This is a genomic window from Elusimicrobiota bacterium (genome assembly GCA_041658405.1).
Taxonomy (GTDB): Bacteria; Elusimicrobiota; UBA5214; order JBBAAG01; family JBBAAG01; genus JBBAAG01.
The window spans coordinates 1-14,588 of the sequence record JBBAAG010000021.1 but is presented as its reverse complement, the minus strand read 5'-3'; the positions used below and the strand labels follow the sequence as shown (position 1 = coordinate 14,588).

Annotated in this window: 11 protein-coding genes; 8 read left to right on the top strand and 3 right to left on the bottom strand. The window is 43.7% G+C overall.

The features are described from left to right. The first annotated feature begins 2 nt into the window (after positions 1 to 2). Entirely contained in the window at positions 3 to 998 is a 996-nt protein-coding gene (locus WC955_05535) for a sugar phosphate isomerase/epimerase family protein (protein MFA5858509.1), read from the top strand. Positions 999 to 1,028: 30 nt separating this feature from the next. Further along, positions 1,029 to 2,531: an FGGY family carbohydrate kinase gene (locus WC955_05530; GenBank protein ID MFA5858508.1), complete on the top strand. Its 1,503-nt coding sequence runs from the start codon at positions 1,029 to 1,031 to the stop codon at positions 2,529 to 2,531. Between the two features lie 21 nt (positions 2,532 to 2,552). Here WC955_05530 and WC955_05525 read toward each other — a convergent pair whose 3' ends face one another. Then, on the bottom strand, positions 2,553 to 3,707 hold the full coding sequence (locus tag WC955_05525; GenBank protein MFA5858507.1) for a Gfo/Idh/MocA family oxidoreductase: 1,155 nt from the start codon (positions 3,705 to 3,707) through the stop codon (positions 2,553 to 2,555). A gap of 100 nt (positions 3,708 to 3,807) precedes the next feature. On the opposite strand from WC955_05525, the gene WC955_05520 reads away from it, so the two are divergent. Further along, on the top strand, positions 3,808 to 5,040 hold the full coding sequence (locus WC955_05520; GenBank protein MFA5858506.1) for an FAD-dependent oxidoreductase: 1,233 nt from the start codon (positions 3,808 to 3,810) through the stop codon (positions 5,038 to 5,040). On the opposite strand, the gene WC955_05515 is transcribed toward WC955_05520, so the two are convergent. Further along, a complete protein-coding gene (locus tag WC955_05515; GenBank protein MFA5858505.1) occupies positions 5,037 to 6,218 on the bottom strand; it encodes an N-acetylmuramoyl-L-alanine amidase-like domain-containing protein in 1,182 nt (393 codons plus the stop codon). The two genes, WC955_05520 and WC955_05515, sit on opposite strands and share 4 nt — an antisense overlap. Positions 6,219 to 6,363: 145 nt before the next feature. Between WC955_05515 and WC955_05510 the strand changes: the two genes are divergently transcribed. Further along, positions 6,364 to 6,687, top strand: a complete 324-nt coding sequence (locus tag WC955_05510) for a thioredoxin family protein (protein MFA5858504.1) — start codon at positions 6,364 to 6,366, stop codon at positions 6,685 to 6,687. A gap of 30 nt (positions 6,688 to 6,717) precedes the next feature. Here WC955_05510 and WC955_05505 read toward each other — a convergent pair whose 3' ends face one another. Continuing rightward, positions 6,718 to 7,542, bottom strand: a complete 825-nt coding sequence (locus WC955_05505; GenBank protein MFA5858503.1) for an endonuclease/exonuclease/phosphatase family protein — start codon at positions 7,540 to 7,542, stop codon at positions 6,718 to 6,720. A gap of 209 nt (positions 7,543 to 7,751) precedes the next feature. Here WC955_05505 and WC955_05500 point away from each other — a divergent pair, with 209 nt between their 5' ends. From WC955_05500 to WC955_05485, 4 genes are all read left to right on the top strand, one after another. Next, positions 7,752 to 9,386 (top strand): FGGY-family carbohydrate kinase, encoded by a 1,635-nt coding sequence (locus WC955_05500; GenBank protein MFA5858502.1) that lies wholly within the window; start codon positions 7,752 to 7,754, stop codon positions 9,384 to 9,386. A 28-nt stretch (positions 9,387 to 9,414) separates the two neighbouring features. Then, a complete protein-coding gene (locus WC955_05495; protein MFA5858501.1) occupies positions 9,415 to 11,391 on the top strand; it encodes an alpha-galactosidase in 1,977 nt (658 codons plus the stop codon). A gap of 21 nt (positions 11,392 to 11,412) precedes the next feature. Further along, a complete protein-coding gene (locus tag WC955_05490; protein ID MFA5858500.1) occupies positions 11,413 to 13,119 on the top strand; it encodes a hypothetical protein in 1,707 nt (568 codons plus the stop codon). Positions 13,120 to 13,138: 19 nt separating this feature from the next. Then, on the top strand, positions 13,139 to 14,588 hold a 1,450-nt coding region (locus WC955_05485; GenBank protein MFA5858499.1), incomplete at its 3' end, for an alpha-galactosidase.

Here is a 14,588-nt window from a genome sequence, read left to right as displayed (position 1 = left end):
TTATGGCACGGCTAGTAACACTATTCACAGGGCAGTGGGCGGACTTAACATTTGAAACCATATGTAAGAAAGCCGCAGAGTTCGGGTACGACGGACTGGAACTCGCCTGCTGGGGTGACCACCTCGACGTGTTCAAAGGCGCGGAAAGTAAAACTTACTGCCAGGAAAAAGTTAAAACCTTGAAGAAACACGGGCTTATCGTCAAAGCGATCTCCAACCACCTCGCAGGACAGCTTATCTGCGACCCAAATAATGATCACCGGTCAGATGGATTCGCACCGAAAAACTGCCAGGGTAACCCCGATAAAAAACGCGCGTGGGCAGTGGAATCCATGAAAAACGCTGCGGTAACCGCAAAAAATCTTGGGATTGACACGGTTTGCGGATTCACCGGGTCACCGATTTGGCATATGCTTTACGCTTTCCCACCGGTAACACAGGCGGATATAGATAAAGGCTTCGAGTACTTCGCGGAACTCTGGAACCCTATTCTTGATGTATTCAAAAAAAACAAGGTGCGGTTTGCGTTGGAAGTACACCCCACAGAAATCGCGTTTGATATTATCACAGCAAAACGCGCTTTAAAAGCGATTGACAACCGTCCTGAGTTTGGGTTCAACTTCGACCCGTCCCACCTGCACTGGCAAGGAATGAATCCCTCACGGTTTATCGAAGAGTTCAGCGACCGTATTTACCATGTGCATATGAAAGACGCGATTGTAACGCTTGACGGTTATTCCGGGATATTATCCTCGCATCTTGACTTCGGTGCAGCACATCGCGGATGGGATTTCCGTTCGCTCGGGCATGGCAGTGTGAACTTCGAAGAAATTATACGTATGCTTAATCGCATAAACTATACCGGCCCATTGTCAGTTGAATGGGAAGATTCCGGGATGAACCGTGAACACGGGGCAAAAGAAGCCTGTGCGTTTGTGCGAAAGATTGGCTTCACACCGTCAAACCTTGCATTCGACGCGGCATTCAGTAAAAAATGAATAAATATATTCGAAAGCAGGTAGCCTAACATGGGGTTCTTGTTAGGATACGATATCGGTACTTCAGCTGTAAAAGTTTCACTTATAGATACTGATGGTAAACTCATAGCTTCAGCAACATCACCAGCAGAGAATGAACTCACAATTTCATCGCCACACACCGGTTGGGCGGAACAACACCCTGAACTCTGGTGGAAACATACTGTTGAAGTAACGCATATATTACATAACAAAGTTGGGGCTAAACTTAACAATGTAAAAGCTATAGGTTTATCCTACCAAATGCACGGGTTGGTATTGTTAGACAAAAAAAGTAATGTCTTACGTCCCTCAATTATCTGGTGCGACAGCCGCACTAATATAATTGGCATCCGTGCAGCGAATAGTATCGGGCATAAAAAGTGTTACGAACATCTTTACAACCTCCCCGGCAATTTTACGGCATCAAAACTCGCATGGGTACGCGCGTATGAACGCACAGTTTTCGAGAAAACACATAAATTTATGTTCCCCGGCGACTACATAGCATATAAACTTACAGGTGAACTAAACACCACTATTCCAGGCCTGTCCGAAGGAATGTTCTGGGATTACAAAACCTGTGGTCTCGCGAAATTTATTTTTAACTACTACAACATTCCATTGGATTATGTCCCTCCTGTGGTACCGGTTTTTGGTAGGCAAGGAACTGTTTCTATTACCGCTGCTAAAATGATGGGTATCCCCGCGGGAATACCGTTAACCTACCGTGGGGGTGACCAGCCAAACAACGCGTTGTCATTAAACGTGCTTAACCCCGGCGAAATTGCAGCAACTGCAGGCACTTCCGGTGTTATCTGCGGTGTTAATAAGAATATTAGATACGACCCAAAATCTAGGGTAAATATTTTTGCGCATGTAAATTATACAGCTGAACATCCAAACTACTGCGCATTACTTTGTGTCAATGGTACAGGTGTACTTAACAGCTGGTTAAGAAACGAGCTGTTTAACGTATCTAATAATAAGTTTGGGTATAACGAGATGAACACCATTGCTGCAACGGTACCTCCCGGCGCTGGCGGAGTTATCACAATACCGTTTGGTAACGGCGCAGAACGCACACTGGAAAACCTAACCACAGGAACTTATTTTACAGGAATAAATTTTAATCTCCACACAAAAGCGCATATCATACGTTCCGCGCAGGAAGGTATTGTTTATGCGTTATACAACGGGATAGGCCTCATGCACGAAATGGGTATAAACGTGAAAAAAGTACGTGCGGGGTATGCTAATATGTTCCTCAGCCCTGTTTTCCGTGAAACCTTTGCGACAATGACAAACTCAACGGTAGAACTTTATAATACTGATGGCGCACAGGGCGCTGCCCGCGGTGCGGGTATCGGCGCAGGAATATATAGTTCGTTCAAAGACGCGTTTACAGGGTTAAAACGTATACTCGTAGTTGAACCTAATCCCAAAAACCGTGCAGTGTTGATGGCAACTTACTATAACTGGAAAAAAGTACTTTCCCGTATAATAACAAAATAATAAATTTAGTTTAAAAAATACTTAACCGAGTAACTGTTTATCGATTTCCGGGATTTCAACAACCTTACCGCCGGAACGCATGGATTCCGCTGCAGCACAGCCAACCGCTACTGAATGTCTCCCGGCAATAACCGGTGCAACAGGTTCTTTTCCATCCAATATCATATCAACAAAGTCTTTACAGATAGTCGGGTCCGCACCGCTATGCCCGCCCTGTGCAGGTTTTATTGTGTGAGTACGGTCAGCTAATGTCTTCCACGATTTACCTTTTCTGAATTTAACCCATACTTTCATCTCGGGTTCCGAATTTTCCATTGATCCTTCAGTACCGATGAACACGTAGTTACGGTGATAATCCGGCGTAAAATGGCATTGCAGGTATGACGCTTTCACTCCGTTCGCAAGTTCCATAATAACAACATTATTATCCTCGATATCAACTTCTTTCCGGAACGCGCATTGCGCGCGGCGCGGAGTAGCGTACGGGTCGTTACATTTATCGAGTTCTTTACAATTAGGACAAGTTAAGTCATTAGGTTTATCCCCGCCATAGAAGTCAAGGCTGCCGAAAGCAGAAACTTTTTTGCCGTACGACCCTGTGATCCAATGGATGATATCAATATCATGCGACCCTTTTTGTAACAGTAATGACGTCGCATTTTCCTGTTTTGCATGCCAGTCATGGTAATAATAATCCCCGCCTAACCCTACAAAATGACGGACCCAAACGGCCTTGATTTCGCCAAGAACGCCGCTGTCGGCAATATCTTTCATCGTACGGAAGATGTTCATGTACCGCATGTTAAACCCTACCATCATACGATTACCCGATTTTTTCCACGCGCGGAGGATACGGTCACACCCGGGGATTGTTATCGCCAATGGTTTTTCACAAAAAACGTGTTTCCCCGCATCAAGTGCAGCAACGGCTTGTTCTTCATGCAAGAAGTCCGGTGTGGTGATAGCTATTGCGTCGATATCCTTATTCTCCAACATCTGACGGTAATCTTTATATGTTTTCGCGTCAGGATTAACGTTGGTTTTGAACGACTCAATACTTTTGTCATTAATATCCGCTCCCGCAACAACAACTGATCTTCCATTAGGTTGATGCCAGTGTTTTGCAATCCCGCCGCGGCCAACTAACCCTATCATCCCGATCCTTAACTTTTCCATTTTGAGTAAGTATCCTTTCATCAACTTTTTTTGTAAAATACATAACATAATGTTATGAATGTATTTAATTATATATGAATTGAAAGGATAATGTAAACAAATGGATAGACATTATGATGTTATAGTACTCGGCGGCGGGCCCGGTGGTTTTTCCGCAGCAATTGCTGCAGCGAAGAACGGTGCAAAAACATTGCTTGTCGAACGTTATGGCTTCCTCGGGGGTATGGCTACAGCTGGCCTGGTTAACCCGTTTATGTCCTACCGCACAAAAACGAAACTTTTAACCTCCGGTGTGTTCAATAATATGCTTGACCAGCTGCGCACACGCGGGGCGTTGCATACGCTTAACCAAATATTTGATGATGAGGCAATGAAAATCTTACTTGATGACATGGTTCGTGATGCCGGTGCAACCATACTTTTCCATGCTTACTTCAGCGATGTAAAAATGAACGGCAATAAAATTGATGCGGTGTACGTAGAAACAAAGTCTGGACGTTTGGAACTTACCTCAAAAATATTTATTGACTCAACTGGCGATTGTGACCTTGCATACCGCGCAGGAGCGGAGACGGAATACGGACGGAAAGAAGATGGAGCAGCACAACCGATGACATTATGTTTTCGTGTTGCCGGTGTTGAACTAGGCCTTGAACGAAAAGCGTTAGCGTTACACCTGATTGATATTTTTCTAAAAGCAAAAGAAGATAAAGTTATTGATCATCCCCGCGAAAACGTATTAATGTTCGAAACTATGCAACCCGGGGTGTATCATTTTAATACAACCCGCGTGGTTATGAAGAAAGGTACTGACGCGGAAGACCTTACCGCTGCGGAACTCGAGGCACGTAAGCAGGTCAAGGAATTATTTTTATTGTTCAAATCAAAATCGCCGTACTTCAAAAACGCGTACCTTATTAAGACCGCGGCACAGATCGGTGTGCGGGAAACCCGCCGTGTGATAGGTAAGTATATACTAACAGAAGACGATGTACTGCAGGCACACAAGTTTGATGATGCCATAGCGCGTAGTAATTACAGTATTGATATCCACAGCCCTACAGGCACGGGAACTGTTATCAAACGCGTACCTACGGGAGAATACTATGAAATCCCGTACCGTTGTATCGTCCCGCATAAAGTGGATAATCTTCTCATAGGCTGCCGTGGGATAAGTTCCACACACGAAGCGCATTCGTCATTGCGTATTATGCCTGTAGTATCCGGTATTGGCGAAGCCGCAGGCGTTGCCGCTGCGATGTGCGTGAAGCAAAACATTGCACCGTCACAACTTGATGGACGTGAACTCAGAAAAAAAGTATTTGATGACTAAGGTTGTACCTGTTGTTTTTGTAATTGTTGAACTTTTTTGTTATACAACCCCTGGGATCCGATGACCAGCGGAGCTTTATCGCCGTCAATTTTGATTAATTCAGCAATAGGGTCTTCACGTAATCTCAGGAATTTGAACCCATAAAATATTGCGCGTTTTGAGATCAACTTCTTTTCTTTCTTTGACGGTTTACCGTTATTCTCAGCACGCAACTTTTCATTTTCTTCCTTAATTATTTTATTCTGTACATCAGCATCAGCGTTATGTTTCCTTCGTTCAGCTGCCAGCTGCGGAGCTGAGGTACACATCGCAAGTAAGGGTTCCATCTTAACCTTTGGAGAAGTTGAATGCGTAAAAAATACAGTACCATCATCATCTTTGGTAATCAACCCCGTATGCCCCACCCATTTACCGTTAGGGTCTTCATCATACCCTCTTACGATGTTAACAAAATCGCCTGCCTGGAGTTTGTTAATAATACCGGGGACCGAGTCGTACGGGATGTAGTACCATGTAAGGTTAAGTTTCGCGATATCCACGTCAATACCGTACTGTTTCTTAAAAAATTTTGCTTTATCGTACTCGCTGCATACCGATACAGCTTTATCCCCGATGAGTTCCATTGTTACGTCCTCAACCAGCCATGAGTTATTGTTATCCCAGTCAAGTTCGGTATAATGGTTTCGCGCGAGAGTACTTATTTCACCGTTTTTATATCGTATCCTCTGGAGAAACGCAAAAAAACTTGGCCAGTCCCAGCCTAACGCCATAGCGTATGTGTGTTCGGAATACACAACACAATCGCTTTCTTCAAGTTTAAACAACGGATCCGAGTCATAAAGTTCAAACGGGTACTCACCCAATAAAAAAATGTTGTACGGCTGCCCAAGGTTTTTCCGTGCGATATGCTGTATCCGTTTTCTAAGGTCAGGGATTGATACCTGTAAATATCCGAGGTATTTATCAAGTTCTTTATTAGTAAACTGATAAATCGGTTTTGCTTCCATCATGCTCAATTCATCCGGGGAAAGGTTGGCTTTAACCGCTAACCCCATCTGCTGCTGTGATAAAGACACTTTTTTGAGTACCTTCTTTGTTCCCGCGCAAGAGGATAGTATCAGCGCTGTTGCTGCAAGTAAAAATATTACCAAAATCCCGTACTTACCCGTAATCTCCATACTTTCTTTTCCCCGTCCTTCCCATTCTTTACCTTTACAATTGTTTTATAAAACCTTATATTATCATATTACAAACATTAAATTTAGTGTTATAATGTTTTATAAATACTGTTTTGATTTTATTAAAATGAGGTTTATTAAGCCAATGAAAAAACTCAATAACCCGGATAATGTTAATACTTTGATGAACGCTTCAAAATCTACCGCCATATTTTTTTCGTTGAGCTACTGTCCTTACTGTAACATGTTCCGCCCTGTATTTCAGGAATATGCGGATAATTTTGGAGATACTTACGAATTTGTTGAGGTTATTCTTGACGATGACGCGTGTCCGTTATGGGATGAGTATGGGATTAAGGTTACACCTACTGTTCTTATATTTAAGAATGGTAAAGTATCCAAACGCGCAGACGGACGCCCTGGGTATGGGCTTGACCGTAAAGCGATGTCAGTACTGTTTCCTAAATAGCTACCGTGAAGATTTAATTGCAAGGATTTTTTACGGGATACGGATTTTAACTATTAACGGTAAATGGTCGGATAGTAATGACGGAACCACACGTTTTTCTGTTATGCCCTTATACAATTCCGGGCTTATTAGAACATAATCTATCCTGATATCAGACTTATCTGCGGGGAATGTGCTGGTTTCACCGGGTTTGGTACCCATAAACGCGTCGGCATAACGGTCCTTGCGCAACCTCTGCGGTTTTTCGCCTAACAGTTCTTCCATCACAGGTGAGTATTCCTGAATATTTACTGTCTGTGTACTTCCTATAACCTTGTGTTTCACTGTTTTATACACTTCTTCATTAAAATCGCCAACCATGATTTTGTATCCTTCAATCCCGGCTGAGATTTTCATTAATTCCTTTGCCTGCAACAACTGTTCTTCTTGTGTTAACCCAAGATGTGTCACTATGAACGTTACTGTTGTTTTACCGATTTCTACTGTTGATATTATACAACCTCGTTGTTCACTAAAATTGTTGAGGTACTCAATTGATGGTAATAAACGGTGTTCATACTTTTTTACGGGATATTTGCTGAGGCACATTACTCCATAAGTATATTTATCCTTAATAACGTTGGGGTTAAACACAGGATGTAAACCCGTATATTTTTTGAGATACGCTACCTGGTCAGTACAATCTTTACTATCAACCATATTCAATACTTCCTGTATTCCAACGAGGTCAGGGTTTTCTGATTTAATAAATTCCGCTATTTTGTCGAGTGTAAATTTATTCTCCGCATCCGCACCATGATGGATGTTATAGGTCATGATCTTTATCTCAGTCCCTGTAACTTGATCATTGCTCATAACGGGTATTATACCTCCAAATAAAAATATTATTATTAATACCGTAAAAACTTTTGAAATACAATTCTTCAACTGTTACCTTCCTCAATTTCATTAAATAATACAGTATTACTGTCACTGTGGTCAATGCCAATTCCCGCGGATTTTCAAGGATATCCTCTATTTTTTATTGTAAAATTATATTAACTATATTTCATAGGAGAATTTGTATGTCAAAACAATTTGTTATCGGTGTGGATGTTGGAACATTAAGTGCGCGGGCAGGGATTTTTGACATTACCGGCAAAATGTATGCTAATGAGAAGAAGAATATACAGTTGTGGTATCCTGCAACGGATTATGTAGAACAATCTTCAGAGAATATTTGGAGCGCTGTATGTTACTGCGTAAAACAATGCATTAAAACCTCAGGGGTTAACCCCGAGAACGTAACAGGTATATCCTTCGATGCAACCTGCTCGCTTGTCGCACTGGATAACGCTAACCGCCCGGTGACCGTTTCACCCAGTGGTAAGGCGGAACAAAACATTATTGTTTGGATGGACCACCGTGCAATGGGACAAACTGCAAAGATTAATGCGAAACATCACCGCGTACTGCGGTATGTCGGAGGTAAATTATCGCCGGAACAACAACCTCCTAAACTTATGTGGATAAAAGACAACCTTCCTAAGTCCTGGAATAGAACCGCGAAATTTCTTGACCTCCCCGACTTTTTAACTTACCGCGCTACGGGTAAAGATGTGCGTAGTTTATGTACAACAGTTTGTAAATGGACATACCTTGGGCATGAAGGACGCTGGGATTCTTCATTCTTCAAGCAAGTAGGGTTATATGATTTATTGAAACATAACAAAATCGGTATGGATATCCGCCCGATGGGTGAGTTTATCGGTAACCTCACCCTGATGTCCGCCAAAGAGCTCGGGTTGATGACAACAACAAAAGTTGCGGTAGGTATTATCGACGCGCATGCCGGTGGAGTAGGAACGATCTGGCTTAATGGCGGTACAAAAGTGCCATCACCGCAGAAGTTGAGTTCTATCCTCGCGCTTATCGGCGGGACATCGTCATGCCATATGGCAGTCTCACAAAAACCGTATTTTATCCCAGGTATCTGGGGTCCGTACTACAGCGCAATGATCCCCGGTATGTGGCTGACTGAAGGAGGCCAAAGCGCAACAGGTTCGTTACTCGACCATATTATCCGTGATAATTACCGTTACCCTGAACTTGCGAACCTTGCGAAAAACCACGGGGTTACTGTATACCAGTATCTTAACAGCGTAATCACAAAGTTAGTTAAAAATGCTGGTTCTACGGCTGAGATCACTAAAGATTATCATATACTCCCATATTTCCACGGTAACCGTTCCCCCCGCGCGGACGCTACATTACGCGGGATGGTCAGTGGGTTTTCCCTTGACGATACCATTGAGTCAATAGCAAAAAAGTATTATGCAACGATACAATCAATTGCGTATGGTACAAAACATATAATTGACGAGATGAACTCGCGCGGGTTCAATATAAGAACTATCAACGCCTGTGGCGGCGGGACAAAAAACCCTGTGTGGTTACAGGAACACGCGGATATCACAGGATGCGAGATTGTGTTAACCAAAGAACCGGAAGCTGTCCTTCTTGGTACGGCAATCCTTGCAGCTGTAGGCGCCGGGAAGTACCGGTCTATACTTTCCGCAGCTACTAAAATGTGTAAACCCGGCAAAAAGTATTTACCGAACGTGAAAACACGGAAGTTTCATGCGAATAAGTATGAAGTATTTCAAAAGATGTATATAGATTTTATCGGTTCCCGCAGAATAATGAATCCCGAAAAGTAGGTATTGTAAATATTTTTTAAGGAGTTTTATGGTTACCACAAATTTGTCTGAACAAAAAGATTTTGAGTTACTCACTGCTTGGCTCTCCGACTATCTGGGAGTTATTGATTGCGGCACTACCGGCACGAAACTGCCGTTTTCGTTTGTTTACAACGGTAAAAAGTCTGACTCGTTACTCCAAAACATTCTGGTTGATGTAAAAGTTACGGACTGTGAGAATAAGAAACGTATAACCTTTTCATTCCCCATCCCGGATTCTACGATATTACTCACTTGCGTATTAGTGAAATATACAGATTATCCCATAGTTGAATGGACGTTGTATTTCAAGAATACCGGCACTACTGATTCTGCACTAATTTCCGATATTATGCCGATAAATGCCGGGTTTGGCGTAAGGGAGACAGACCCCGTACCGGAGTTTGTTTTGCACCACCATACTGGTAGTCCGTGCTCTCAAGACGATTACCGCCCGCACCGTACACTTTTGACGAACCGCCAATCCAAACGTATCACTACCTGTGGTGGCCGGTCGGTAAACAGCGACTCGCCTTATTTCAACATCGAATACGCGAACCGCGGTGTAATATTCGCACTAGGGTGGGCAGGACAATGGGCAACAAATTTCTTCGCTACTAATCCAAGAAATCTTAATATCACCGGTGGCCAGGAACTTACGAACTTTAAACTCCTTCCCGGGGAAGAAGTGCGGACGCCAATGGTTGTACTCCAGTTCTGGAATGATGACAGAATCCGTGCGCATAACGTCTGGCGCAGATGGATGCTCGAACACAACATGCCAAAAGATCACGGAAACCCGTTGAAATCAATGACAGAAGGATACAGTGGCCGGCAGTTTGAAGAAATGGACAAAGCTGATACTGCAAGCCAGATATATTTTATCGATCGTTACCTCGAAGAAGGGATTGACATAGATTATTGGTGGATGGACGCAGGCTGGTATCCTATTAAGAAAGATTGGCATGACACCGGAACATGGGAAGTTGACAAAACTCGGTTCCCTAACGGGTTACGCGAAATTACTGATTATGCACATTCAAAAAAACTTAAATCCATAGTTTGGTTTGAACCCGAACGTGTTGCACCGGATACGTGGTTATCTAACATTCATCCTGAATGGTTACTCAGTAGTACCGATGGGAAATGGAAACTGTTGAACCTGGGTAACACAGACGCGCGTGAATGGTGGATAAATCAGGCAGATAAAGTTATTAATGAACAGGGAATAGATTTGTACCGTACCGATTTTAATATGGAACCTCTAAAATATTGGCGTGAAAATGACGCGCCTGACCGCCAGGGAATTACAGAAATTAAATATGTTGAAGGCTTATATTCATATCTTGACGAGCTACAACACCGTCATCCCGGGATGTTGATCGACATCTGTGCGTCGGGCGGTAGGCGTAATGATGTGGAAACACTGCGCCGCGGGGTACCGCTTTGGCGGACGGATTATATCACCAAGCCCCAAGCTCATCAGCAATGCACGTATAGCATATCGTTTTGGATACCGTATCATGGTACCGGCGGATTTGCTAAAGATAGTGATTACCTTATGCGCAGCATTATCTCCTGTCCAAGTATGAATTATATTTACGATATGCGTGACAAAACATTGAATTACAACGATATCCGTAAATGGCACGCTTTGCATAAACGTATTGCAAAATACTATCTTGGGGATTACTATCCGTTGACACAATATACAAATGATAACGATTCATGGCTCGCGTGGCAGTTTGACCGTCCTGACCTGGGTGAAGGAGTTGTTCAATCATTTATTCGGGAAAATACGCCGGTAAATGCTATGAAGTTCAGCCTACGCGGACTCACGCCGAACTTAAAATATGAGATTGTAAATATCGACACTAACGAAACTCTTAACATGACCGGCGAAGAATTGACTCACTACGGTATCACTCTCGCACCTACGGTCAAACCTTCAGCAATGATATTTATTTATAAAATAGTAAAATCATAGTTTTACAGGAGACATTACGTTATGGCTAACGCAGTAGAACTTCGTAGTACAACAAAACACTCAGGTTTACCAGTCATTGGCGTGTTTGCCACCTGCGATCCCAGGATTGACGACGATGCGCGTACACGTGCGGCAAACATTGTTAAGACATCATCTGATATTATTGCAAAACACGTTATCTTCCCTGATAAAACACCGGTACCAGTTGTATATTCCCTAACTCTTGTCGACGGTGAAAAACAAGCGGATGCTGTTGCGCGGCAGTTTCGTTCTGCAGGAGTAAACATTCTCGTCTGTGTACCTGACACATGGGCATTTCCGCAACTCGGACTGATATCGCTGGTACAACAATTCGAACATTGTCCGATAAACCTCACCTGCGGGAATAGCGGCCCGCGACCGGGTGTGGTTTTTACTCACGCAGCGAATGGTGCAATCGCGCAGTACGGAAGGTTATCCCATATCAATGTCGGCAACTGGCCGGACACCGGGCTTAATCCCAAGATGAGCAAAGATACAGAAGAAGCACTGGTTGACTGGTGTTACGCAGCTGTTACTGCGCAGTACTTACGCGGAAAACGCGTTGTCCTGTTTGGCCACGACTCTATGGGAATGGAAACCGCGCTCGCGCATATACTCCCAACAAGAAACGTTTTTGGTATAGAACTAACCCGGCTTGATATGAAACTCCTAGCGGATATGCTTATAAAAAAAGTGTATGACATTAAAGAACTAAAAAACCTACGCAGATGGCTCGAACGTTACAGCAAAGATAAGATTATGCTTAAGACTCAAGAAGATAGTGAAAGGTTCGAACAAAGCATTGCGATGTACCTCATTGTACGTAACATACTATCCGACCTCAACGCAATTGGCGGCGGGTTTATGTCCCAGCTTGAATGGGGTTCCGACCTCCGCGGGATACCGTTACCGGTAGCGGATATTATGGAATCACTTTTCAACTCAACATTTGATCATAACGGCAAAAAAACGGTAATACCCTTCGCAACGGAAGCTGATACCCAGGGATTACTGACAATGTTGTTTTTTACACACCTTTCCGGAGGAAATCCTCCGTTGTTCATGGACTTCCGCAAAGTATGGGAACCGTTTGAACTACAGGCATTGGTGAAAAAAGCCGGACTGACCGGTTTTGACACCTCAGCTGAATGGTATACTAAAGGCTTTGTTGACGGAGACAACTCAGGTTCCGCATCATTCGACTGGGCAGGATTACCTGGCAGCAGTATAAAACAAATTATGTCCAAGATATCTTTCCCTCTGGCGGACAGCGGCTATTTCCCGGGTATGGGTAATTCCGTAACCTTCATTAGCCCCGGCGGGATTGAAGGCATCGCAGGCCGGTTGGCATACTCGTCGTTATCCAATATGTTTACCATGATTTGGGATGAAGCTAAAACCGTAGATCTACCCAATGAACTCACTCCCATAATATGCGGCTTAACAACACCAACATGGCCTCATACGTTTATTATCCCGAAATACGCGTCAATGCCGGAGTATAAACAGTACGCACCCGCTAATCATTTACATATGACCTGGAACCTCAAACCTTCACGGTTACAGTACTGGATGGATATTGCTAATGTATTGTCATCCACCCCGTGGTCCGCACGGCCGGCGTTTGTCGAAGGTACCGACCGGCCAATACCGTTGTTATACCTTCTAAATGGCGGAGAAACCGCAGCGAAGATGTTGTGGAAATAGCTAAGGAGATATTTTTATTATGGTTACTACACATTTGTGTGAACAAAAAGATTTTGAGCTACTTACCACTTGGTTATCCGACTATTTAAGCGTTATCGACTCCGGAAATACCGGAGTAAAACTACCGTTTTCGTTTATTTTTAATGGTAAAAAATCTGACACGTTCCTCCCAAACATTCCGGTTAACATAAAAGTTATGGACAGTGAAAACAAGAAGCATATAACTTTTTCATTCCCCATTCCCGATTCAACAATATTACTCACTTGTGTACTAGTGAAATACACCGATTACCCCATAGTCGAATGGACATTATATTTCAAGAATACCGGAACCTCAGACTCTGCAATAATATCCGATGTTTTACCGATAAACACCGTGTTTGGCGTTAAAGATACCAACCCTGTACCCGAGTTTGTTTTACACCACCATACCGGCAGCCCAAACTGCCCGGACGATTACCGCCCGCATAGAATGCTTTTGATGTACCACCAAAACAAGAGAATCACCACTTGCGGCGGCCGGCCGGCAAACAGTGACTTACCCTATTTCAACATCGAATACGCGGGACACGGCGTAATCCTGGCATTAGGATGGGCGGGACAATGGGCAACAAACTTCTTCGCTGCAAATCACAGGAATCTCAATATTTCCGGCGGGCAAGAACTTACGAAGTTCACACTTCTTCCCGGGGAAGAAGTGCGAACTCCAATGATTGTGCTCCAGTTCTGGCAAGACGACAGGATTCGCGCACACAACGTTTGGCGACGGTGGATGCTCGAACACAACATGCCAAAAGATCACGGGAAACCGTTGGAACCGATGACCGCAGGCTGCAGTTCATGGTGTTTTGAAGAAATGGTAAAAGCTGATACTGCAAGCCAAAAATATTTTATTGATCGCTACCTCGGAGAAGGTATCGATATCGACTATTGGTGGATGGATGCAGGATGGTATCCCGTAACAAAAAGCTGGCATGAAACCGGTACGTGGGAAGTTGATAAGGCACGGTTTCCCAATGGGTTACGTGAAATAACAGATTACGGACATAACAAAGGAGTAAAATCCATCGTTTGGTTTGAACCCGAACGTGTTACACCAGGGACGTGGTTGTGGGATACTCACCCCGAATGGTTGCTCAGTACCGATGGAAAATGGAAACTGTTAAACCTGGGTAACACAGAAGCGCGGGAATGGTGGATAAATCAAGCGGATAAAATTATTAACGAGCAAGGTATTGATTTATACCGTACCGACTTTAATATCGAACCGTTAAAGTTTTGGCAGGTAAATGACGCACCGGACCGTCAAGGAATTACGGAAATTAAATATGTTGAAGGGCTATACGCATACCTCGACGAACTACGGCACCGCCATCCCGGGATGTTGATTGACATCTGCGCGTCAGGCGGTAGGCGGAACGACGTAGAAACACTACGCCGCGGGATACCGTTATTACGTTCTGACTACA

Bases quoted from the DNA above. Each gene is read 5' to 3' on its own strand.
- WC955_05520 (MFA5858506.1), top strand. From the start codon at position 3,808: ATGGATAGACATTATGATGTTATAGTACTCGGCGGCGGGCCCGGTGGT.
- WC955_05515 (MFA5858505.1), bottom strand. From the start codon at position 6,218: ATGGAGATTACGGGTAAGTACGGGATTTTGGTAATATTTTTACTTGCA.
- WC955_05535 (MFA5858509.1), top strand. From the start codon at position 3: ATGGCACGGCTAGTAACACTATTCACAGGGCAGTGGGCGGACTTAACA.
- WC955_05495 (MFA5858501.1), top strand. From the start codon at position 9,415: ATGGTTACCACAAATTTGTCTGAACAAAAAGATTTTGAGTTACTCACT.
- WC955_05510 (MFA5858504.1), top strand. From the start codon at position 6,364: ATGAAAAAACTCAATAACCCGGATAATGTTAATACTTTGATGAACGCT.
- WC955_05500 (MFA5858502.1), top strand. From the start codon at position 7,752: ATGTCAAAACAATTTGTTATCGGTGTGGATGTTGGAACATTAAGTGCG.
- WC955_05490 (MFA5858500.1), top strand. From the start codon at position 11,413: ATGGCTAACGCAGTAGAACTTCGTAGTACAACAAAACACTCAGGTTTA.
- WC955_05505 (MFA5858503.1), bottom strand. From the start codon at position 7,542: ATGAGCAATGATCAAGTTACAGGGACTGAGATAAAGATCATGACCTAT.
- WC955_05530 (MFA5858508.1), top strand. From the start codon at position 1,029: ATGGGGTTCTTGTTAGGATACGATATCGGTACTTCAGCTGTAAAAGTT.
- WC955_05525 (MFA5858507.1), bottom strand. From the start codon at position 3,707: ATGGAAAAGTTAAGGATCGGGATGATAGGGTTAGTTGGCCGCGGCGGG.